Origin of the sequence: Krasilnikovia sp. MM14-A1259 (genome assembly GCF_047159535.1) — a bacterium.
In the GTDB taxonomy this organism is placed as follows: domain Bacteria; phylum Actinomycetota; class Actinomycetes; order Mycobacteriales; family Micromonosporaceae; genus Actinoplanes.
The window spans coordinates 2,954,138-2,974,971 of sequence record NZ_BAAGAJ010000002.1 but is presented as its reverse complement, the minus strand read 5'-3'; the positions used below and the strand labels follow the sequence as shown (position 1 = coordinate 2,974,971).

19 protein-coding genes are annotated in these 20,834 nt (G+C 72.5%); 9 read left to right on the top strand and 10 right to left on the bottom strand.

Annotation, left to right across the window (positions count from 1 at the left end):
• Positions 1-76: 76 nt before the first annotated feature.
• Complete coding sequence (locus tag ACMCNK_RS13075) at positions 77-2,764, bottom strand: LuxR C-terminal-related transcriptional regulator (protein WP_412736677.1); 2,688 nt, start codon at positions 2,762-2,764, stop codon at positions 77-79.
• A gap of 281 nt (positions 2,765-3,045) precedes the next feature.
• On the opposite strand from ACMCNK_RS13075, the gene ACMCNK_RS13070 reads away from it, so the two are divergent.
• Positions 3,046-4,617 (top strand): DUF2252 domain-containing protein, encoded by a 1,572-nt coding sequence (locus ACMCNK_RS13070; protein WP_412736676.1) that lies wholly within the window; start codon positions 3,046-3,048, stop codon positions 4,615-4,617.
• 23 nt (positions 4,618-4,640) lie between these two features.
• Positions 4,641-5,477: a class II glutamine amidotransferase gene (locus ACMCNK_RS13065; RefSeq protein WP_412736675.1), complete on the top strand. Its 837-nt coding sequence runs from the start codon at positions 4,641-4,643 to the stop codon at positions 5,475-5,477.
• 72 nt (positions 5,478-5,549) lie between these two features.
• Here the strand turns inward: ACMCNK_RS13065 and ACMCNK_RS13060 are convergent, their stop codons facing one another.
• On the bottom strand, positions 5,550-6,407 hold the full coding sequence (locus ACMCNK_RS13060; RefSeq protein WP_412736674.1) for a M48 family metallopeptidase: 858 nt from the start codon (positions 6,405-6,407) through the stop codon (positions 5,550-5,552).
• 170 nt (positions 6,408-6,577) lie between these two features.
• On the opposite strand from ACMCNK_RS13060, the gene ACMCNK_RS13055 reads away from it, so the two are divergent.
• Positions 6,578-7,921 (top strand): diacylglycerol/lipid kinase family protein, encoded by a 1,344-nt coding sequence (locus ACMCNK_RS13055; RefSeq protein WP_412736673.1) that lies wholly within the window; start codon positions 6,578-6,580, stop codon positions 7,919-7,921.
• Positions 7,918-8,700, top strand: coding sequence for a metallophosphoesterase family protein (locus tag ACMCNK_RS13050; protein WP_412736672.1), 783 nt, complete (start codon positions 7,918-7,920; stop codon positions 8,698-8,700). The genes ACMCNK_RS13055 and ACMCNK_RS13050 overlap by 4 nt, the downstream gene beginning before the upstream one ends.
• Before the next feature lie 4 nt (positions 8,701-8,704).
• Here the strand turns inward: ACMCNK_RS13050 and ACMCNK_RS13045 are convergent, their stop codons facing one another.
• The 4 genes from ACMCNK_RS13045 to ACMCNK_RS13030 all read right to left on the bottom strand — a co-directional run bounded on the left by ACMCNK_RS13045 (position 8,705) and on the right by ACMCNK_RS13030 (position 11,059).
• Positions 8,705-9,196 (bottom strand): RDD family protein, encoded by a 492-nt coding sequence (locus ACMCNK_RS13045; protein ID WP_412736671.1) that lies wholly within the window; start codon positions 9,194-9,196, stop codon positions 8,705-8,707.
• Positions 9,193-9,891 carry a hypothetical protein gene (locus tag ACMCNK_RS13040; protein WP_412736670.1) on the bottom strand — a complete coding sequence of 233 codons (699 nt, stop codon included), beginning with the start codon at positions 9,889-9,891 and terminating at the stop codon, positions 9,193-9,195. Before ACMCNK_RS13040 ends, ACMCNK_RS13045 begins: the two co-directional genes overlap by 4 nt.
• A 195-nt stretch (positions 9,892-10,086) precedes the next feature.
• A complete protein-coding gene (locus tag ACMCNK_RS13035) occupies positions 10,087-10,635 on the bottom strand; it encodes a hypothetical protein (protein ID WP_412736669.1) in 549 nt (182 codons plus the stop codon).
• Positions 10,636-10,786: 151 nt separating this feature from the next.
• Positions 10,787-11,059, bottom strand: coding sequence for a hypothetical protein (locus ACMCNK_RS13030; RefSeq protein WP_412736668.1), 273 nt, complete (start codon positions 11,057-11,059; stop codon positions 10,787-10,789).
• 463 nt (positions 11,060-11,522) lie between these two features.
• Here ACMCNK_RS13030 and ACMCNK_RS13025 point away from each other — a divergent pair, with 463 nt between their 5' ends.
• Positions 11,523-14,162: a LuxR C-terminal-related transcriptional regulator gene (locus tag ACMCNK_RS13025; protein WP_412736667.1), complete on the top strand. Its 2,640-nt coding sequence runs from the start codon at positions 11,523-11,525 to the stop codon at positions 14,160-14,162.
• Between the two features lie 24 nt (positions 14,163-14,186).
• On the opposite strand, the gene ACMCNK_RS13020 is transcribed toward ACMCNK_RS13025, so the two are convergent.
• The 4 genes from ACMCNK_RS13020 to ACMCNK_RS13005 are packed head-to-tail and all read right to left on the bottom strand — an operon-like array spanning position 14,187 to position 17,130.
• Positions 14,187-14,717, bottom strand: coding sequence for a hypothetical protein (locus ACMCNK_RS13020; protein WP_412736666.1), 531 nt, complete (start codon positions 14,715-14,717; stop codon positions 14,187-14,189).
• A complete protein-coding gene (locus ACMCNK_RS13015; protein WP_412736665.1) occupies positions 14,714-16,177 on the bottom strand; it encodes a hypothetical protein in 1,464 nt (487 codons plus the stop codon). The genes ACMCNK_RS13020 and ACMCNK_RS13015 overlap by 4 nt, the downstream gene beginning before the upstream one ends.
• Positions 16,174-16,623, bottom strand: coding sequence for a hypothetical protein (locus ACMCNK_RS13010; protein WP_412736664.1), 450 nt, complete (start codon positions 16,621-16,623; stop codon positions 16,174-16,176). Before ACMCNK_RS13010 ends, ACMCNK_RS13015 begins: the two co-directional genes overlap by 4 nt.
• A gap of 18 nt (positions 16,624-16,641) precedes the next feature.
• Entirely contained in the window at positions 16,642-17,130 is a 489-nt protein-coding gene (locus tag ACMCNK_RS13005; protein WP_412736663.1) for a DUF6069 family protein, read from the bottom strand.
• Positions 17,131-17,442: 312 nt separating this feature from the next.
• On the opposite strand from ACMCNK_RS13005, the gene ACMCNK_RS13000 reads away from it, so the two are divergent.
• From ACMCNK_RS13000 to ACMCNK_RS12985, 4 genes are all read left to right on the top strand, one after another.
• The gene (locus ACMCNK_RS13000) at positions 17,443-17,991 is read left to right on the top strand and encodes a DUF1269 domain-containing protein (protein ID WP_412736662.1); all 549 of its coding nucleotides are present in this window, start codon (positions 17,443-17,445) and stop codon (positions 17,989-17,991) included.
• A 160-nt stretch (positions 17,992-18,151) separates the two neighbouring features.
• Positions 18,152-18,553: a hypothetical protein gene (locus tag ACMCNK_RS12995; RefSeq protein ID WP_412736661.1), complete on the top strand. Its 402-nt coding sequence runs from the start codon at positions 18,152-18,154 to the stop codon at positions 18,551-18,553.
• Positions 18,553-19,035, top strand: coding sequence for a hypothetical protein (locus tag ACMCNK_RS12990; protein ID WP_412736660.1), 483 nt, complete (start codon positions 18,553-18,555; stop codon positions 19,033-19,035). Before ACMCNK_RS12995 ends, ACMCNK_RS12990 begins: the two co-directional genes overlap by 1 nt.
• A gap of 12 nt (positions 19,036-19,047) precedes the next feature.
• Positions 19,048-20,778, top strand: coding sequence for a SulP family inorganic anion transporter (locus ACMCNK_RS12985; protein ID WP_412736659.1), 1,731 nt, complete (start codon positions 19,048-19,050; stop codon positions 20,776-20,778).
• Positions 20,779-20,834 lie beyond the last annotated feature (56 nt).

The following is a 20,834-nucleotide window of genomic DNA, read 5'->3' as shown; positions in this document are numbered from 1 at the left end:
CGACCTCAGCCTGCGCGACCCGCACGGCGGACACGTCATCCCCGGCGGGTGACGGGTGAGTGGGTACGGCGGGGGTTCAGATGAGGCCGAGCGCGCGGGCGCGGCGGACCGCCTCGTTGCGCCGAGACGCGGACAGCTTGCGCAGGATGCTGCGCACGTGTGTCTTGACCGTGTTGACCGAGACGTACAGGGTGGCGGCGATCTCCTCGGTCGGGAGCATGCCCGCCATGCCCTGCAGCACCTCCATCTCGCGCCGGCTCAGCGGCTCGACGATGACCAGGGTGTCCGGGTCGGGCTCGGCCTGCCGCTGCGGTCCGGGCTGGGCCGCGCCCAGCAGCGCCCGGTACTGGTCGGCAAGCTCGTCGTCGTCGCGCAGCACCCGGCGCAGCTGCGCCCAGACCTGCTGGACGGCGCGGCGCTGCGACTCGGGGGCGGCCAGGCGCAGCGCGTGCCGCAGCGCGTTGCGGGCGCCGTCGCCGTCGCCGGCCTGCGCGGCCAGGGACGCCACGACGAGCCAGGCCTCCACGCCGACCGGCGGGGCGAGCCCGGCCGTGCCGACGACCGGCAGGACCGCCTCGCGGGCCCGGTCCGGCTCACCGGCGGCGGCCAGCGCGGCGGCGTGCAGCACCACGACGTCCGGCGGGCGCGGGGACGTGAACCCGTCGACCGCGGCCAGGGCCTGCTCGGCGTGGCCCGTGGCGATCATCAACCGGGCTCGGGACAGGGTGATCTCACGGGCCAGCCACTCCGGCGGCCGGGCGGCGTCAACCGCGGCGTCGGCGTCGTCGAGCAGGCTCATGGCGCCGCGCAGCTCCCCGCGCGCCTGCAGGCGCCGCGACTTGACCAGCGCGTAGGCGCCCGCGGTCAGGCCGCCGTGCCGGGGCCGGCGCTTCGGGTCGGCGATGCGCAGGTGCCTGCCGGCCGCGTCCACGTCGTACCGTTCCATCGCCACCCAGGCCAGCGCCAGGTGACCGTCCGCGGGCCGCCGGGACGGTTCGAGCCCGCACCGGTCGGCCAGGTCGATCGCCTCGTTCGCCAGCTTCTCGGCGTGCCCGAGCCGCCCCCGGTACGCCTCGATGAGCGCCAGATGCTGAAGGCACTCCACCCGCGGGTACTCGCACCCGGCCACCGACCCGGCGACCGCCTCGGTCAGCGTGACCCCGGCCGCGTCGATGGCGCCGCGCCCGCTCTGGGCGAGGCCCTTCGCGGCCAGCAGCAGCACCCGCAGCTCGGGGTGCCGGGCCAGCTCCTCGCGGGGGGCCTGCGCCAGCGCGTGCTCGGCGGCCGCGCTGAGCTGCAGCACCTGCGCGTGGTCGCCGCACGCGGCGGCCAGCAGCACCCCGAGCAGCAGGTCGGCCAGCGCCAGTGCCTGGCTGTACTCCCAGCCGCGGCGCATCACGAGCTCCTGCGCGCGGCTGAGCTGGTGCGCGCACCGCTCGGCGGACCCGTCGGCCAGCGCCAGGGCCGCCGCCACGATCGCCACCTCGGCGTTGTCGGCGTCCTCGGGCAGGTGCCGCAACAGCGTGCCCAGCCGGCCCGTACGGCCGTCGAGCAGCACCCGGCCGATCGCGTGGTGGTCGACGACCACGGTGGTGGCGGCCGCCCAGTCCCCGGCGCGGACGGAATGGCTGACCGCTTCCGCGGTCTGGCCCTGGGCCGCGAACCACGCGGCGGCGCGGCGGTGCAGCTGCGGGGTCCGTTCGGGGGCCTCGTACATGAGCTGGGCGCGCAGCAGCTCGGCGAACAGCCGGTGGAACCGGTACGCCGCCGAGTACTCGGCCGCCGGCTGCACGAACGCGTTGCGCCGGGCCAGCTCGACGAGTAGCCGCCTGGCGTCGGTACGCCCGGTGACCGCCTCGGCCAGCTCCGGCGTGAACGTGTCCAGGATGCTGGTCTCCAGCAGGAACGCGCGCACGTGAGGGGGCTGCACGCGCAGCACCTCGTCGACGAAGTACTCGGCGATGGTCGCCTCGTTGCCGGTGATCGTGTCGACCAGCCGGTCCGCGTCGCGCCGGTCCTGCAGCGCGATGGCGAACAGCCGTAGCCCCGCCGCCCACCCTTCGGTGTGCTCCAGCAGCGACGACAGCCCGGCCGGGCTCAGGTCGACGCCGTGCAGGGTCAGCAGCTCGCCGGCCTCCTCGGCGGTGAACGCCAGATCCTCGCTGCGCACCTCGGTCAAGCGGCCGTCGAGCCGGTACCGGTGCAGCGGCAGCGGCGGGTCCCAGCGGCCGACCAGCACGAGGCGCAGCAGCGGGCTGGTGTGCCGCAGCACGAATTCCAGGTCGGTGGCCCACTGCTCACCGGCCAGCGCCGAGACGCCGTCGAGGACGAGCAGCACCGGCATCTTCTGCTCGCACAGCTCCGCCGACAGTCGCACCAGGAACGAGCGGTCCACGGACACGCTGGAGGGCACCGGGCTGAGCGTGGGGGAGATCGGCACCCCGGCCCGGCGCAGCGCCTCCACGATGTACGTCCAGAACCCGCACGTCTGGTCGTCGTCGTCCTCCAGCGTGACCCAGGCGACCGCGGTGCCCGCGGCACCGTCGTTCACCCACGCGGCCACGAGCTGGGTCTTGCCGCTTCCCGCCGGGCCGACGACGAGCCGCACCGGCACGTCCGCCCGGTTCGACAGCAGGTCGAGCAGGCGTGGACGGGCCACCATGAAACGGGGCCGTTCGGGGATCTCGAACTTGGATCGGAGCAGTGGATCTTCCGAGGTGGCTGGATCGGTCACCGGCATGGAAACGGCGAGATCAGCGCGCACGGGCCCTCCCTCCGCTGTCGAAGACGACCGGACTCCATGCTATCTTTGCCCGTTGATCGCGGAGCCACATCGTTCGGATCGGGTAATCCCGCGCTTACTCCGAGTCGCCCCCCGCGTTCCCGGCAGCCGCTTCGCTCGCCGGTCTGAGCCCTCTCCCGCCCGGTCGTCCTGATCCGGCCGCGCCGCGTTCCTCCCCGGCGGATGGTGCGCTCCGGCGCGCACGGGTGTTGTGTCACGTCGAGGGATTCCAGTGGCCGATCGACACCCGCGGGAGGTGCGCGATGCCCGGTGGACAGGCCATCGCCGGCGTCAAGAGGCCAGAAACCAAGCGGCCGGACGCCAAAGGGCGGGACACAAGGCGGCCGGACGCCAAAGGGCCGGACACCGGGGGGCCGGACACCAAGCCGGCCGACCGGCCCGCCAAGGCCACCGCATCACCAGCCGAGACAGCCGCACGGTACGGCGACCCGGCCGCACGTTTCGCCGCCGGTCGCGCCGCCCGGCGTACGGTGCCGTTCGACGCGCACGCCGAGGTGCCCGTCCCCGCCGACCGGCCCGACCCGGTCGGCATCCTGGCCGCCCAGGCGGACACCCGCGTACCCGAACTGGTACCGATCCGGCACGGCCGGATGCTGGTCTCGCCGTTCACGTTCTTCCGCGGCGCCGCCGCCGTCATGGCCGCCGACCTGGCCCGCACTCCCGCCACCGGGCTGAACTGCCAGCTGTGCGGTGACGCGCACCTGAGCAACTTCGGGCTGTTCGCGTCGCCGGAGCGGCGGCTGGTCTTCGACATCAACGACTTCGACGAGACGTACCCGGGACCGTGGGAATGGGACCTCAAGCGGCTGGTGGCCAGCCTGGCGATAGCCGCACGCGGCAACGGCTTCCGCCGCAAGGTCCGCGCGGCCGTCGTGGCCAGCGCGGTGAGCCGGTACCGGCAGGCGATGGCCGTCTTCGCGGAACAACGCGAGATGGAAGTCTGGTACGCCCGCGCCGACGTCGACGAACTCAACGTGCTGCTGCGCGACATGATCAGTAAGGACAAACGCAAACGTTTCGCGCAGGCGCAGGCGAAGGCGCGTACCCGGGACAGCATGCAGGCGTTCCGCAAGCTGACCGCGGTGGTGGACGGGCAGCGGCGCATCGTCGCCGACCCGCCGCTGATCGTGCCGATCGACGACCTGCTGGCGGACGCGGACCGCGCCGAGTTCGCGGCGTGGATCCGCGGCGTGCTCGACGGGTACGCGGACACGCTGTCCCCGGACCGGCGGCACCTGCTCGGCGCGTTCCGGTACGTCGACCTGGCGCGCAAGGTGGTCGGGGTCGGCAGTGTCGGCACCCGGTGCTGGATCGTCCTGCTCAGCGGCCGCGACCCGGACGACCCGCTGCTGCTGCAGGTCAAGGAGGCGCCGGCGTCGGTGCTCGCGGCCCATGTGCCCGGCGGCACGGACCCCGGTTATCCCAGCGAGGGGGAGCGCGTGGTGACCGGCCAACGGATGATGCAGGCGGTCAGCGACATCTTCCTCGGCTGGCAGACGGTCGAAGGACAGGACGGCCGGGTGCGCGACTTCTACGTACGGCAACTGCGCGACTGGAAAGGCTCGGCGCTGGTCGAGGCCATGGATCCGGAGGCGTTGCAGGCGTACGCGGGGCTGTGCGGGTGGACGCTGGCCCGGGCGCACGCCCGTACCGGGGACCGGATCGCGATCGCCGGATACCTCAGCGAGGGCGCCGGTTTCGACCAGGCGCTGGTGGAGTTCGCGGAACGCTACGCCGACCTCAACGACAGCGACTTCCAGGCCCTCGCGGCGGCGGGCCGCGACGGCCGGATCCCGGTGCACAGCGGGGTCTGACCCCATGCGGAAGGAGCACGACCATGTGCCGGTGGCTTGCCTACTCGGGTACCCCGATCCTGCTGGAGGAGTTGCTGTACAAACCGCGGTACTCGCTGATCGATCAGAGCCTGCACGCCCGCATGGGGGTGGAGACCACCAACGGCGACGGTTTCGGCGTCGGCTGGTACGGCACCGACGGCCGCCCCGGCCCGACCCTGTTCCGGGGCATCGGCCCGGCGTGGGGTGACATCAACCTGCGGGAGCTGTCGTCGTCGGTGTCGTCCTATCTGTTCCTCGCCCACATCCGGGCGAGCACCGGAACCCCGGTGCAGCAGACCAACTGCCACCCCTTCCGGTACGGCTCGTGGCTGTGGATCCACAACGGTTCGATCCGCGACTTCGCGGCGGTCAAACGGGACCTGGTGTTCGCGGTGGACCCGGAGCTGTACCGCACGATGGTCGGCTCGACCGATTCCGAGGTGATGTTCCACCTTGCGCTGACGTTCGGGCTGCGGGACGAGCCGGTCGCCGCGGTGGAGCGGATGGTCGGCTTCGTGGAGTCCGTCGGCCGGGCGCACGGCGTGCACGACCCGATCCAGATGACCGTGGCCACCACGGACGGGGAACGGCTGTGGGCGTTCCGGTACTCCAGCGAGAGCAAGAGCCGCACGTTGTACTTCAGCACCGCGGTGACCGCGCTGCGCGAGCTGTACCCGGAGAACGAGCAGTTCCAGAAGTTGTCCGACGAGACCCGGATCATCGTGTCCGAGCCGCTGGGGGAGCTGGTCGGTGCGTGGCAGCCGGTTCCGGAGTCGAGCTACGGCGTGGTCCAGGAAGGCCCGGACGTCCTCGGCGACTTCCATCCCCGGCTGCCCTGAGCGCCGGTCAGACCGCGCGTTCCGAGCTGGCCGGCGCGCGCTCGCGGCCCTCGCTTCGCTCGGTGCGCTCGCTCACGCGGACTCCGCCTGGCGCAGCCTGGCGTGGAACAGGCCGAGCCGGTACAGCCGCTCCAGGCGGCGCACCGTGAATGGGTGCGAGCGCGGCAGCTGCGACAGCTCCACCCAGAAGCCCTTGAGCGCCTGACCCTGCCGGACCAGTTCGTCCACGTCGACCACGTCCTCGGTGTGCCGTCCGGACGCGAGCAGCACCAGCCCGGTCGCGCCCAACGGCGACAGGTGGGCGCCGTGCCGGTCGCACGAGTACTCCCGCAGCCGCGACAGCAGCGGCCCGAGCAGCGGAATCATCTGCGAGTACGCGACCGCGATCTGATACCACAGCGAGACGTGGTGCAGCCGGACGTGGCCCAGCTCGTGGCCCAGGATGAACCGCAGCCCGTCCCGGTTGCTCCGGTGCAGGTTCACGAACAGCTCGTTGGCCAGCACCACGTAGTCGTGGCCGGTCGCCTGTGCCGCGAACGCGTTCAGCGTGCCGTTGCCGTTGGCGAGGTAGATCTGCGGGCGACGGCGCAGCCCGAGCTTGTGCGCGAAGTCGTCCGCGGTCTGGTACAGGTCGGCGTACTGGCGGGGGGACAGCAGCACCGCGGTGCCGCGTACCGACGCCCGCTGGGTCTCGCGGATCACGATCAGGCCGGGGATCAGCAGCAGCAGGCCGATCAGTGCGGAGCGCACCGCGATCGCCCAGCCGGTGTCGTGGAACCGTTCCGGCAGGTACGGCAGGACCACGGCGGCGCGCACGATGAAGACGACGATGAGCACGTTCAGAATGACCATGAAGATGAAGAAGGGCACCTCGGCGGGGTGCCGCAGCCGGCTGCTGGGGGTGGCCTTCGGCCGCTTTTTCGTCGCCACGGCGGTCCTCCTGTCTCGTACCGGGGAAATGCAGTCTGCCGCCGCAACGGGTCCACCGGTTCACCCCGCCGGAATGAGGCTCCGCGCGGCGTGCGGGCCGACACTGGGCGGCAGGGCGGCGGGTCCGCTCTCGCGCGTACTCATGGGCCGCGTACCGATGGGAGTCAGCGATGGTCGAGGTCACCGCCACCGACGCGCCGACCATGCCGGTGGCTTCGCGGCCGGCCCAGCGGTGGATGGCCCGTCTCGCGTTCCTCACCGCGGCCGCGGCCGTGCTGCTCGTGGTGGCGGTCGCGGGCGTACGCGGCAGCATCAACCTGCTCGTGATCGGCGCGGCGGGGATGGCGCTGGCGCTGGCCGGGGCGTGGTGGTTCCTCAGCCACCGCGGGACGATGCGCTGGCTCGCCGGGGCGCTGGTGATCGTCGCGCCGGTGGTCGTCGCCATCCTGTACGGGCGGGCCAACCTGATCTGGGTCGTGGTGGCGTTCGCGGTCCTGTGGGCCGCGGCGCTGGCCGCCGGGCGGCGCGCGCTGACCCGGCCCGAGTCCGCCTACGCACCCGCGGAGCGGGACACCCCGCCACCGCGACACCCGTTCCTGATCATGAATCCGCGCTCCGGCGGCGGCAAGGTGGAACGGTTCCAGCTCGTCGAACGTGCCCGGGACCTGGGCGCCGAAGTGGTCCTGCTGGAAGGCGACGTGGACGTCGTCGAGCTGGCCCGCCAGGCCGTCCGCGACGGCGCGGACCTGCTCGGCGTCGCGGGAGGCGACGGCACCCAGGCCCTGGTCGCCGGCATCGCCGCGGAGCACGGGCTGCCGTTCATGGTGATCTCCGCGGGCACCCGCAACCATTTCGCGCTGGACCTCGGACTGGACCGGCAGAACCCCGCCACCTGTTTGGACGCACTGCGCGACGGGGTGGAACTGAGCGTCGACCTCGGCCTGATCGGCGACCGCACGTTCGTCAACAACGCGTCGTTCGGGGCGTACGCGGCGGTCGTGCAGAGCCCCGCGTACCGCGACGACAAGACCCGCACCACGCTGGAACTGCTGCCCGACCTGCTGGTCGGACAGCAGGGCCCCCAGCTTCGGGTACGGGCGGGCGACGTGGAACTGTCCGGGCCGCAGGCGGTGCTGGTCAGCAACAATCCGTACGGCTCGGACGACCTGGCGGGCCTGGGCCGCCGGCCCCGCATCGACGGCGGGGTGCTCGGCGTCCTCGCGGTCACGGTCCACGGCGCGGCCGAGGCGGCCGGGCTGGCGCAGGGACTGCGGCGGGCCAAGGCCCTGACCGTCCTCACCGCCGCCGAAACGGTCGTCGACGCGGACGAACCCACCGTGCCGGTCGGCATCGACGGGGAGGCGATCACGCTGCCCACCCCGGTGCGGTGCACGATCCGGCCCGGCGCGCTGCGCGTACGCGTGCCGCGGCACCGGCCGGGAGTCCCGCCGCCGCGCCCCGAGATGGACTGGGCCCGGCTGCGGCGGCTCGCCCTGTCCGCGGGCGGCGGATGACCGCGGCGGGCCGCCCGGTCGTCATCGCGCACGTCTCCGACCTGCACCTGGGCGCCCACGATCCGCTCGCCGCGCAGACCCTGGCCGCCGACGTCGCGGCGGTCGACCCCACGGTCACGGTGGTCACCGGCGACTGCACGATGCGCGCCCGCACCGGCCAGTTCCGGCAGGCCCGGGAACTGCTCGACGGGCTGCCGCGCCCGCTGCTCGTGGTGACCGGCAACCACGACGTGCCGCTGGACAGCCCTGCCCGGCTCGTCTCGCCGTACTCCCGGTTCCGGCACTGGCTGGAGGACGACCTGGACCCGGTGCTGCGGCTCGACGGCGTGACCGTGCTGGGCCTGGAGAGCACCCCGCGGTGGCGGTGGAAGAGTGGCCGCGTGTCACGGCGGCAGGTCGACGCGGTGCGTACCGTGCTGGGGGCCGCATCGCCGGGCGCGGTCCGGGTCCTCGCCCTGCACCACCCGCCACGGGCCACCGGCCTGGCCCGGGTGGTCGGGCGCGAACGGCTGCTGCGGGCGCTGGCCGCGGCCCGCGTCGACCTGGTCCTCGCCGGGCACACCCACCTGCCCGCGGCGAGCCGCGTCGACCTGGCCGGCTCGGCGCACCGGGTGGTCGAGGTGGTGGCCGGGACCGCGACCAGCGTACGCACCCGCGGGGTGGGGCGGTCCTGGTCGGTGATCCGGGTGGACACCGACGAGATCGTGGTCGAGGAACGGCACCAGGCCGGGCCCGGCTGGCACACCACCGCCACCACCCGGTATCCGCGCCACGGCTGACGGCTCAGCCGGCCGCCACGGGCGGTTGTGGCGGCCGGGGAGCGACCGCGGCGTCCGTCGCGGGTGCGCGCATCCGGACCACTGCCGTGCGCGCCAGCTTGTCGTGGATGCCCTGGTGGCGGCTGTCCACGAGGATCCACGCCGCACCGATCGGAAAGTACGCCAGCACGGCCCCGCGGATCAGCGCGGCGAACCAGGAGACGCGGCGCCCGCTGATCGCGACCACCCGTACCCCCAGCAGTGCCATCCCCGGCGTGCGGCCCGCCAGGGCCCAGAACACGGTGTTGTACAACGCCAGCGTGGCGGGCAGGAACAGCAGGTACACCGACACCGCGACCTTGGGCAGGTTGCCGTGGGTGGGGAACACCACCGCGCCGATCAGCGCCGCGATCAGCACTCCGGCGGTGAACACGGTTGCGACCAGCAGGATGTCGATCACGTACGCGATCGTCCGGCTCACCGGCCCGGCGTACGACGTACCCTCGGGTTCGGTCATCGCCCGTCAGCGGAGGCCGGCCGTGGACCGCGGTGGAAGACCCGGTAGGTGATCCGGTCGACCGCGGTGTCGCCGGCGGCGGCGCCGGTCCGGACGCGGGTGATCAGCTCGTCCACCATGCTCTCGCGCTGCCCGCGGATCAGCGAGTGGATCCGCTCCGGTTCGCGTTCCAGCAGCACCAGCACGTCGTCCAGGACGGCCAGCACCACGGGGCGCAGCACCCGTTCCAGCTGCGCGTCCACGACCCGGTCCACCACCACGGACGTGGCGAACGCCGTGACTGCGGCCTGCACCGCGTCGTTCGCCCGCTGGCGGCCCCGGGTTCGTTCGCGGGCGCCTCGCGCGGCCAGTTCCGCGACGATGTCCCCGCGGCGGGCCGCGGCGCGGCGCAGGCCCGCGAACATTCCGGCGGCGGCTTCCTCGGCCTCGAACACCGCACCCAGGGCGGCGTCGCGCCACCAGCGGACCCCGGTGACCGGGCCCAGCCGGTCCCACACGGTGCCCGCCTGAGCCGGGCCGGCGGCCACGGCCACCGGACTGCCGTCGGTAACGGGGACGCCGTCATCGGCAACGGGGGCACCATCGTCGGCCGCGAGTGCGGCGGCGTAGCCGTTGCCGGCCGCGGCGTCGTCGGGGAGGGTCGGCGGCAGTGCCGTTGTCGTCTCCATCGGCTGCTCCGGGTCGCTGGTCGTCATCTCCCGACGGTCCTCCGCGGCGGCGGTCCGGGGACCACCCGCCACGGATGAGGGATGCGGCCGGGAAAGTCCCGGCCGCATCGTGATCCGCATTCAGCGGCGTCGGCGCGTCACCCGCCGCGCCGTGCGCCGCGAGGTACGCCGGGCCACCCGGCGAGTTCCGAACATCGCTGCACCTCCCCTGCGTACGTGGATTCAGCGGGACGTCCCCGCGGTTTCCAGATCGTGGAGTTCCTTGGCCTCCTCGGCCGTCAGCAGCCCGATCCCCACCAGGTCGAACGGGTTGATGAAGCCGTCGGCGAGGCGGAAGCCGCCGGCCCGCGCGATCGCGTCGCGCAGCGGAACCGCCCAGTGGTGCTCGATCAGCAGCAGCGCGGCCGCGCTGTCGTCGGGGATCTCGTCGATGACGTCCCAGGCGTCGGCGTCGCTGAAGACGCGGACCCCGCCCTGTTCGGCCACCGCCTCGGCACCGGCCAGCGCGCCGGCCTCGAAGCCCGCCTCGCCCTCGACGCCGAGGCCCACCAGGGCGCCGATCTTGCTGCCCAGTTCGACGGCTTCTTCGGTGGACAGGTTGCTCAGGTGCTCGATCTCGATGTCGCCCGCCGCGTCCTTGTAGACCGCAAGGGCGTCGATCACGCGGACGGTGTCGCTCTTACGCAGCTTCTCCAGCTCGGCGACGACCTCGCCGTGGAAGTTGGGATGTTCGAAGCCCAGCACGATCAGCTGGACCGGACCGATGGACATCTGCTGCCGCTCCTTCGTGCGATCCGACGTTCGATGCGAACGGGCGATCTCACGAAGCGCGGCCGGCAGCGGAACCGGGGGTAGGTGCGGGTGTCCGCCGCGTCCGTGGATCGCCCGATATCGATCCTTACGGCACCCGCGTCCCGTCACCTCATCCGGCGGGGGTGACCACCGGCTCGGCCCACTCCGGCTCGGCCGCCACCTCCCGGGCGGGCTCGTCCGGGCGGTCGTGCTGATAGTGCACGCCGACCAGCTCCACCCCGCACCGGTCGAGCCGGACCAGCAGGGCACCCAGCTGATCGGCGGACAGCCGGCCGCGGATCGTCCACTGCCGGGCCACGGACTCGCAGCGCAGGTCGGCGAAGGCGGCGCGCAGCACCGGCCCGACGAATCCCTGCACGCGGATCTCGTATCTCTCCTCCATGGCGCACACAGCCTCCGGCGTGGTGACGTCTCATCGGTCGTATTTCACGGTGTACCCATTCCGCGGCAACATGTTCCTCCACAAGGGGTGATAGGGGACCGGGCGGCAGCTCCCGACCACCTCGCAAATCGGATGATCGGGCCCGCAAAGCGGATGTTGCCACGTTGGTGATCGACATGTTTGGCTGAGGACGGCAGTGGCCCCCCGTCCCGTCCGGCAATCGCCGTCGGCAGTGGCGGCGGAGCGCTGCGCTGGTGCCGAGGATGTCACCCGGCGCGGCCGGCCGGTGCCGACAACCCCATCCCGCCCGTCACGCGAAGCGGGCGCCTTGGGCGAGCGGAGGCCGCGGATGGCTGCCGAAGGGGGCGGCGTGGAGGGTGACAACGTTGTTGACCACGTGATTAAACGACAATCCCGGACCGCGGGTGGGAAACGTCCGAACGAGGGGCGGCGGGCCCCGCCCATGCTGACTCCGTTCATCGCGGCGAAGACCGCCCGCCCGCAGATGCTGCGGGCCCGGATCCGCCGCCAGCGCCTGTACGACGCGCTGGAGGCCGCGGTGCGGTGCCCGCTGACGGTCGTCTGCGCCGGCGCGGGCTGGGGCAAGACCGTGCTGGTCTCCGCGTGGGCGGACACCCGGCGCACCCCGGTCGCCTGGCTCACACTGGACGCTCACGACAACGACGTGCAGCTGTTCTGGGCGAGCGTGGCGGCCGCGTTGCGGGCGGCCGGGGCGGTGCCCCCGGACAGCGCGCTCGCCGAGCTGGGCGCGGTACCGTCCGACCACGTCGAGCGCCTGCGGCACCTGGCCCGTGGCCTGGGCCAGCTCAGCGCGCCGACCGTGCTGGTACTGGACGACTTCCACGAGATCACCGACGAAGACGTGCTGGCGGAGCTGTCCGGGCTGCTGCGCCATCCACCGCCGGGGCTGCGTCTCGTACTGCTCACCCGCAGCCAGGTGGCACTGCCGTTGCACCGCATGCGGGCCACCGGTGAGGTGGCCGAGATCCGGTCGGGGGAGCTGGCGTTCACCGCGGCGGAGGCCGCGGACCTGCTCGCCCGGCACGGTCTGGCGCTGCCCGCTGACGAGGTGGCGGCACTGGTCGAGCACACCGAAGGGTGGGCGGCCGGGCTCCAGCTCGGCGCGACGTTCCTGGCCGGGCCGGACGGCCCGCGTACGGTGGCCGACTTCGCCGGTGACGTCCGGGCCGTGGACGAGTACCTGGCCGACGAGGTGCTGTCCGGGCAGTCCCCGCACCTGTACCGGTTCCTGCTGCACACCAGCATCTGCGAGCACGTCTGCGGTGACCTGGCCGACGCGATCACCCTGGGCTCGGACGGCCAGCGCACCCTGGAGGAGCTGGAACGGGTCAACGACTTCGTGATCCGGCTCGGCGCCAAGCCGCAGTGGTTCCGATACCACCATCTGCTGCGCGACATGCTGCGGCACCGGCTGCTGCTGGAATGCCCCACCATGCTGCCCGAGCTGCACCGGCGCGCCGCGGGCTGGCACGCCGCCCACAACTCGATCTTCGAGGCGATCGAGCACGCGGTGGCCGCGGGGGACTGGGCGTACGTGGGCCGGCTCGTGGTGACCCAGGCGGCCCCGCTGATCGCCTCCGCACACCGGGCGGCGCTGTCCCGGCTGCTGCGGCAGATCCCGCCGACGGAGTTCGCCGCGACACCGGAGCTGCGCGTCTGCGTAGCGCTGCTGCTGTTCGACGCGGGCGACTACGACGCGATCCCGGCGCAACTGGCCGGGGCGGCCGAGCTGCTGCGCGACCGGACCGAGGCGCAACGGCTCCCGGCGGAGCTCACGCTGGGCTCGCTGCGGGTGGCGGTGCACCGGGCGGGCGGCGACATGCCCGAGGTGGTCGCGGAGACCACCCGGCTGCTGGCGATGCTCGCCAAGGTCCGCTTCGCCGAGGTGCCCTCGGCCGTGCAGTACCGCGCGATCGCCCTGAACAACAAGGGCTTCGGCCTGCTGTGGACCGGGCGCCCCGACCGGGCCCAGCGGTACCTGTGGGCCGCCTCGACCGCGGCCCGGGCGGCCGGGGTCGAGCTGGTGGAGATCAGCGCGCTCGGCCACCTGGCCCTGCTGGAGGTGATGTCCGGTTCCGTGCAGGAGGCTGCCCGGCTGGCCACCGGCGCCCGCGACCTGGCCGAACGCCGTGGCCTGATGTCCGCGCTGCAGACCGGGTCGGTGCACCTCGCGCTGGCCCTGGTGCATCTCGAACGCGACGACCTCGCCGCTGCCCAGCGCGCCCTGCAGCAGGCGATGCGCGCCCACCGCGGGGAACCGGCGGTGGCGCAATGGCTGGTCCGGTTGGGCGTGCAGGCCCGGCTCGCGCTGGCACACGGTGATCCGCGGGCGGCGCGCGCGTTCCTGCACGAGGCCCGCCGCGACGCCGACGCGGGCCTGTCCGCCCCGGCCCTGGACCGGTGGCTGCTGCTCACCGAGTCGGAAGTGGATCTCGCCACGGGCGCCGCCGAGACGGTCGCCCACCGGTACGCCGTCCTGGCCCGCCGCCATCGCCTGACCAGCCCGGAGCGGGTCTGCGCGGCGCGGGCCGGGTACGCGGTGCACGACCTGCGCCGCGCCGAAGAACTGCTGGCCGGGCTGCGCGCGCCGCTGTCCGAGACCGCCGCGACCGTGGCGGCCCGCATCGTCGGGGCCCAGGTCGCCGACGCCGCCGGGTACGGCCTGCAGGCCGCCGACCGGCTCGCGGACGCGTTCGCGCTGGCCGATCAGGAGGGCATCCACCGCCCGTTCCTGGCATTGCGGGACGCCCGCCTGGACGCGCTGGTCGCGCGGCAGAACCTGCTGCCGCACCGCAACGCGGAGTTCGTCGCGGAGATCCTGGCCGGGATGCGTGCCGGTACCCCGCTGCACCGCCCGGCGCTGCCCGCGGGCCAGCTCAGCGAACGGGAGACGGAGGTGCTGCGTTTCCTGCCGACCATGCTGACCGCGGGGGAGATCGCGGGAGAGCTGGGCGTGTCGGTCAACACGATCAAGGCGCACATGCGATCGATCTACCGCAAGCTGGAGGCCCCCCGCAGACGGGCCGTCGTGGCCCGGGCCCGCGAGTACGGGCTGCTCTGAATCGCGGCCAGGACCGGACCGTGGTCAGTGCAGGAAGGACTTCAGCGCGATCATCGTGAGTCCGAAGACCCCGGCGATCGCCGAGGAGACCATCTGTTCTCCCCGGGTCAGCCGCCCGTGGCGGCCGACCCGCCATCCCGCTACGCACAGCAGCAGGGTGCTGCAGCTCAGGCCCCACAGGATCGACGTCCGCTGGTCGGCCCCGAACCAGTAGGCGATCAGGAGTACGAGCAACGGGAACAGCGACGCCGTGACCATCTCCCAGCCGCTGGTGAGCTGCTCCCGGAGGCTGTCCCAGCGCGGGCGGTGGCCGGCGTGGATGCGTTCGGCCACGATTCGCGCGTACCGCTCGGCGGCCCAGTAGATGATCAGCGTGCCGAGCACCGCCACCACCGTGGCGGGGACGGTCGGCTGGTGCGCGGCCGCCATGACGGCGGCGCTGATGATGATGCCGTAGATGCCCGCGGTGGTGGCTTCCTGCGCCTCGGTCATCACCACCAGGTGCTGGGACTCTTCCGATTCGGGCTCGGAATCGCCCAGGGTCCACCCGCTCATGCCGGACCCGGGGTCGTCGCCTCATCCACCGGCGTCTCCGGTTCCGCCGTGGCCACCGACCGGGCCACCAGGGTGACCCCCACCTCGTAGGCGGCGAGCGCCACGACGATCACCAGCAGCGCGGTCCACGAGGACAGGATCAGCGCGAGCGCCACTGCCACCACGAGGCCGCCGACGCGCAGCGCGTCCAGATGCCGGGCGGTGAATCCGGGTCCGTGGGTGACGACGGCGCGCCCGCCGGTGCGGGTCCACCGGCCGACGGCGCGGGCGCCGCGCGCACCCTGGTGGCGCAGCCAGGTCGGGCCGCGTCCCGGCCCGATCAGGTACATCACCGCGGCCAGGATCGCGCCGATCCAGATGATCTGGTCACCGCGGACCCGGAGCTGGCTGAACACCGTCGTGATGGCCGCGGCGGCGCCGTCGCGGTACAGGCCCGCCGGGATCTCGCCGAGGATCTGGTCCTTGACGGCGCGGATCACCGCGCCCACCGCCACGGCCGCCACGACCAGCCACAAGCCGAGCTGCAGCAGCGTACGGCGCCGTCCCGGCGAGATCAGCAGGGCCAGGCCGAACAGGGCGACCGTGGCGACCACGAACAGCACCAGGTCGCGTTTGGCGGTCGACACTGCCCGTTGCACGGCCTTGAGCTGGCCGGAGTCGTACACGGTGAACTGGGCGAAGTTGGCCGGCAGGGTCACCCCGAGGGAGTCCTGCACGCGGGTGCGCAGGTTGTCCGGGATCGCACCGCTGCTCAGGTCCGGCAGGTTGATCTGCTTGCCGAACATCGTGGGAAGCTGCGCGCTGAGCGCCCGCAGCACCTGGTTGATCAGCGGCAGCAGGTCGATCTCGACGCGGTCGTCGCGTGCCACCACCACGTTGCTCTCGCCGTTGAGGATGGCCACGGCCCGGTCGTGGGCCCGCCGGTTCAGCTCCACCCAGATGCGCTGGAACTGTGCGCTCTGCAGCACGTTGTAGACGGTCTTCTCGACCGCGTCGTGCAGTTGCCCGGCGATCGGCCCGGCGACGAACGCGGCCTGCGCGGGCAGCACGTTCGCGACCCGCTGCTGCACGTCGATCGCACTGAATACCTGGTTCGTGGCGTAGTCCGCGACCGCCGCGGCCACCTGCGGGTCCTGCGGCAGCGGGGCGATGGTCGCCACCCAGCGGTCGGTGTTCAGGGCGGTCCGCGCGGACCACACCCCGACGACGCCGGCCACCAGCGCGAACGCGGTGATCGCGATCAGCACGGCGGCGGTGACCCGGCGCAGCGTGTGGATCGTGGAGGCACGCCGGTGCCGCGTGTCCAGGCGCGCGTTCAGGTCGGCGACCTCGGCGCGCAGGCGGGCAAGTTCCTCGACGTCACCGGCCCACACGGGCTCCCCGGTACGGACCGGTGGCCCGATTTCCTGCGTGGTGTCGGTTTCGGGCTGCGCGTCGGCCGCGGCCGGCTGGGTGCTCATCGCCGTTCCTTCCGCATCGCCCGCATCTCACCGCCGTGCACGACCAGCGCGTAGATGGCGATGAAGTCGAACGTGACCGCGAAGATGGTCCACGCCGGGTACGCGGTGACGAACCCCAGGTTCACGAACGCGTTGACCCCGGCCGCGACCACACCGAGCCACCGGGCCCATGTCAGGCCGCGCAGCACGCCGACGCCGGAGATCAGCAGCGCGGTGCCCATCAACAGCAGCGTCCATCCCCACACCGCGTAGCTGAGGTCGATCACCAGCTTGGACGCCGGGGACAGATAGAAGTTCTCGTCGAACAGCGCGATCAGGCCCTGCATGACGTTGATCAGGCCCGCGCCGAACATGACGATGCCGATGAACAGCACCCAGCCGAGCCCGGCGGTCATCGGGTCCGCGTAGTTGCGCAGATGCGCGGGGGTCTGCTGTACGTGTGCCATGGCGTTTCCGTTCTCCGGTCACCGGTACGGCCGCGGCGCGGGCCGGGCCGACATGGTGGGTTGGACGGCGGTGTGCGCCGTACCGGTCAGCAGCGAGCCGATCGCGACGCCGAGGATGAAGTTCAGGCCCGCGGTGAACAGCCGGGACCCGAGTCCCGTTTCCGTGACGAACGGCGCCAGCATCGCGGCCACAGTCGCCAGTGTCATCACCCAGCCGAAGAACCGCAGCGGTTTCGGCGTGTAGAGCAGCAGCAGATGCAGCACCGCGGTGGCCGCGAACGCGCACATCGCCGCGCCGATGGCGTACCAGCCGGTGTCCGCGTCGCCCCACACCCCGGCACCCTTGGGCGCGAGGATCTCCACCCCGAACAGGCCGCGCCCGACCAGGATCCCCACGATCGCGATCAGCGCGGCCACCACCGCGGTGGCCGTACCACCGGCCCAGAGCCGGGAAGCGTTCACCACGGGGTGCGACGATGCGCCGGCCGATGGGTACATCGGGGTCATGGCGTCCTCCTCGGGCGGTTTCGGCACGCGTGGCCGTGTCCCGCCGAGCCTCATCGACGGCCGGGGCGGGCTGCCTCATCCGGCGGGGATGAACGGGTCAGGGCCGCCGGGAGGCCCTGGAAGGAGTGGCCGGGGCCCGGGCTCGCCACCGGGCAGCTTCATTCGCGCGGAATGAGGTCCCGGGCCGTGCGCCATGGCTGACTGACCTTGACGCCGGCGACCGCAACCCAGCGGCGCAGAACCGCCGGGCGGGCGGGGCCCGCCGTCGCGCGGCGGCGGACCGGTTCAGTACAGAAGGGATGTGTACGGATCATGGCAACACTCGTCGCCATCGGCTACCCCGACGAGACCACCGCGACGGCCGCGTCGCTGGAGGCCCAGCGCCTCAGCAAGGACCTGATCATCCAGCCCGACGCGATCGCGGTGATCATCCGGGACCGCGAGGGCAAGTTCCACGTCACGACGAACCACCACGCGGTGGGTGGCGGCGCCACCTGGGGCATGTTCTGGGGTCTGCTGTTCGGTCTGCTGTTCTTCATCCCGTTCCTGGGCATGGCGGTCGGCGCCGGGCTCGGCGCGCTGATGGGCAAGATGACCAAGGGCGCGATCAACAAGGAATTCCAGGACCAGGTCCGTGACCTGGTGCAGCCGGGCACGTCGGCGCTGTTCCTGGTCGTCGAGAAGGTCACCCCGGACAAGGCGGTCGAGGCGCTGGCGAAGTTCGGCGGCACCGTCCTCAAGTCGTCGCTGCCCAAGGACACCGAGGCCAAACTGCAGGAGGCCCTGCACAGCGGCACGGACACCGAGGAGATCATCAAGTCCTCCGAGGCCGAGGAGACCCCGGCGGCGTCCACCCCGTGACCTGAGCTCCGGCGGGCACGGTCCGGGCGGCGAGCGCCACCGGGCCCAACGGAATCCGGATGCCGGCCTGCACAGCGGGCCGGCATCCGCGCGTCCGGTGGTCATCGTTCATCCCGCCGAGATGACGTGCGGACCCCGCCGCGGTGGCCATTCTTCCGCCATGAGACGGATGACATGGATCTCGATCGGCGCGGTCATCGTGATGCTCGGCGCCGGCGCATGCGGCACGGAGTCGTCGTCCGCGGTCTGCGACAGCCTGGCCCAGGTACAGCAGACGGCTGACCAGATCAAGAACGCGAACGTGTCCGAGAACGGGCTGTCACAGCTCAAGACGGACCTGCAGGCCCTGCAGACGAGTCTGCAGCGGCTCAAGACCGACGCCAAGACGCAGTTCTCGACCCAGCTGTCCACGGTGCAGACCGCCGCGGACCAGTTCAAGGCCAGCATCGCTTCGGCGAAGACCACGCCGAGCGCCGCGACGTTCGGCAACGTGCGTACGGCCACCGCCGGGCTGGCGGCCAGCCTGCAGCAGCTCGGCGCGTCCATGTCGGGGACCTGCTGATGGGCATGGTGACGCCCGCGTCCGCGGGCCCGAGCCGGCCCTTCCCGGGCCTGGCACCGCCGTACCGCGAGGTGCAGTACAGCGAGGCGACCGACTGGGTCGCGTGGGTGCTGTTCGGCGGGATCCTGCTGGTGTTGCTCGGTGCGATCCACCTGGGCACCGGGCTGGTCGCGCTGTGGCGCCCGGAGATCCTGCACGGGACCCGGGCGGACCTGCTGCTGCCGATCGGCCTGACCGCGCTGGCGTGGACACACCTGGTGCTGGGCACGGTGGCGGTGGTGACCGGGGTGGGGCTGATGCGCGGCACCGGCTGGGCCCGGGTCGTCGCGGTCGTACTGGGCAGCCTGGCGATCCTGGTGGACTTCGCGTTCATGCGAACGTATCCGGTGTGGTCGGTCACGACGATGATCCTGACCGCCCTGGTGATCTATGCGGTCGTGGTGCACGGGGGTGAGGTGGCCGCCGCGTACGGCGACCGGTGACGGGAGGACGGCATGGCGGCGATCGGCCAATGGGTTCCCGGGCTGCGGCTGGTTTCGGCGTACCGCCGGGACTGGCTGGTCAAGGATCTGGTGGCCGGGCTGGTCCTGTCGACGCTGCTGGTGCCGCAGGGCATGGCGTACGCGGAACTGGCGGGCCTGCCCCCGATCACCGGCCTGTACACGTCGATCCTGTGCCTGCTGGGCTATGCGCTGTTCGGCCCGTCACGGATCCTGGTGCTCGGGCCGGACTCCTCACTGGGCCCGATGATCGCCGCGGTGATCGTGCCGATCGTCGGGTCGGGCGGCGACCCGGCCAAGGCGGTGGCGCTGGCGTCGATGCTCGCCCTGATGGTGGGCGTGACCATGGCCGTGGCCGGGGCGGCGAAGCTGGGGTTCATCGCGGACCTGCTGTCCAAGCCGACACAGATCGGCTACATGAACGGGCTCGCGGTGACCATCCTGGTCAGCCAGCTCCCGAAGCTGTGCGGGTTCTCCGTGGACGCCGAGGGTCTGATCGGGGAGGCGACCGCGTTCGTGCGTGGCCTGGCCGACGGAGAGGCCGTGGCGGCGGCGGTCGGCGTGGGCCTGTTCACCCTGGCGGTGATCCTGGGGCTGCAACGCTTCCTGCCCAAGGTGCCGGCCGTACTCGCCGGTGTGCTGGTCGCGATCTGCGCGACGTGGGTGCTGGACCTGGGGGAGCGCGGGGTGAAGCTGGTGGGGGACCTGCCGCGGGGTTTCCCACCGCTCACCCTGCCGCACGCCTCGTGGTCGGAGATGGCGCTGCTGGTGGCCGGCGCGCTGGGCATCACGCTGGTGTCGCTGACGGACACGATCTCGACCTCGTCGGCGTTCGCCGCGCGCACCGGGCAGGAGGTCCGCGGCAACCAGGAGATGATCGGCATCGGCGCGGCCAACATCGCGGCGTCGCTGTTCCAGGGTTTCCCGGTCAGCACGAGCGGTTCCCGCACGGCGGTGGCGGAGCAGTCCGGGGCCCGGTCGCAGGTGACCGGCGTGGTCGGCGCCGCGCTGATCCTGCTCATGCTGGTGTTCGTCCCCGGCCTGCTGAAGGACCTTCCGCAGCCCGCGCTGGGCGCGGTTGTGATCGCGGCGTCGCTGTCGCTGGCCGACATCCCGGGTACGGCCCGGCTGTGGCGTCACCGGCGCACCGAATTCGCCGTGGCGATGACCGCGTTCCTCGGGGTGGCGCTGCTCGGGGTGCTGCCCGGCATCGGGGTGGCGGTGGCGCTGTCCGTGGTGAACGTGTTCCGCCGGCTGTGGTGGCCGTACCAGGCGGTGCTCGGGCGGGCGGCCGGCGTGCAGGGCTACCACGACGTCACGTCGTACCCGCATGCGGAGCGGCTGCCCGGGATGGTGTTGTTCCGCTTCGACGCACCGTTGATCTTCGCGAACGCGCGGGTGTTCCGGGACCAGATCCGCGAGCTGGCCGCCGCGGACCCGCCACCGCGGTGGATCGTGATCGCGGCCGAGCCGATCACGGACGTCGACACCACCGCCTCCGACGTGCTGGAGGACCTCGACGAGGAGCTGAACGCCCGCGGGATTTTCCTGGTGTTCGCGGAACTCAAGGACCCGGTGCGCCGTAAGATCGACCGGTACCACCTGACCCGCGCGATCGAGCCGGAGCACTTCTTTCCGACGCTGGAGGACGCGGTGACCGCGTACCAGGCGTTGACCGGTGCGCAGTGGAGGGCGCCCGCCGCCGACCCGCAACCCCGTTCGTGAGCCCGTCATTCGTCCCGGATGACGCGGCCGGTGCGGGCTGCGCCGAGCATGGCGGG

Excerpts from the sequence above, each read along its gene's own strand:
- ACMCNK_RS13070 (WP_412736676.1), top strand. The coding sequence starts at position 3,046 with ATGCCCGGTGGACAGGCCATCGCCGGCGTCAAGAGGCCAGAAACCAAG.
- ACMCNK_RS13065 (WP_412736675.1), top strand. The coding sequence starts at position 4,641 with ATGTGCCGGTGGCTTGCCTACTCGGGTACCCCGATCCTGCTGGAGGAG.
- ACMCNK_RS13055 (WP_412736673.1), top strand. The coding sequence starts at position 6,578 with ATGGTCGAGGTCACCGCCACCGACGCGCCGACCATGCCGGTGGCTTCG.
- ACMCNK_RS13050 (WP_412736672.1), top strand. The coding sequence starts at position 7,918 with ATGACCGCGGCGGGCCGCCCGGTCGTCATCGCGCACGTCTCCGACCTG.
- ACMCNK_RS13045 (WP_412736671.1), bottom strand. The coding sequence starts at position 9,196 with ATGACCGAACCCGAGGGTACGTCGTACGCCGGGCCGGTGAGCCGGACG.
- ACMCNK_RS13040 (WP_412736670.1), bottom strand. The coding sequence starts at position 9,891 with ATGACGACCAGCGACCCGGAGCAGCCGATGGAGACGACAACGGCACTG.
- ACMCNK_RS13035 (WP_412736669.1), bottom strand. The coding sequence starts at position 10,635 with ATGTCCATCGGTCCGGTCCAGCTGATCGTGCTGGGCTTCGAACATCCC.
- ACMCNK_RS13030 (WP_412736668.1), bottom strand. The coding sequence starts at position 11,059 with ATGGAGGAGAGATACGAGATCCGCGTGCAGGGATTCGTCGGGCCGGTG.
- ACMCNK_RS13025 (WP_412736667.1), top strand. The coding sequence starts at position 11,523 with ATGCTGACTCCGTTCATCGCGGCGAAGACCGCCCGCCCGCAGATGCTG.
- ACMCNK_RS13020 (WP_412736666.1), bottom strand. The coding sequence starts at position 14,717 with ATGAGCGGGTGGACCCTGGGCGATTCCGAGCCCGAATCGGAAGAGTCC.
- ACMCNK_RS13015 (WP_412736665.1), bottom strand. The coding sequence starts at position 16,177 with ATGAGCACCCAGCCGGCCGCGGCCGACGCGCAGCCCGAAACCGACACC.
- ACMCNK_RS13010 (WP_412736664.1), bottom strand. The coding sequence starts at position 16,623 with ATGGCACACGTACAGCAGACCCCCGCGCATCTGCGCAACTACGCGGAC.
- ACMCNK_RS13005 (WP_412736663.1), bottom strand. The coding sequence starts at position 17,130 with ATGACCCCGATGTACCCATCGGCCGGCGCATCGTCGCACCCCGTGGTG.
- ACMCNK_RS13000 (WP_412736662.1), top strand. The coding sequence starts at position 17,443 with ATGGCAACACTCGTCGCCATCGGCTACCCCGACGAGACCACCGCGACG.
- ACMCNK_RS12995 (WP_412736661.1), top strand. The coding sequence starts at position 18,152 with ATGAGACGGATGACATGGATCTCGATCGGCGCGGTCATCGTGATGCTC.
- ACMCNK_RS12990 (WP_412736660.1), top strand. The coding sequence starts at position 18,553 with ATGGGCATGGTGACGCCCGCGTCCGCGGGCCCGAGCCGGCCCTTCCCG.
- ACMCNK_RS12985 (WP_412736659.1), top strand. The coding sequence starts at position 19,048 with ATGGCGGCGATCGGCCAATGGGTTCCCGGGCTGCGGCTGGTTTCGGCG.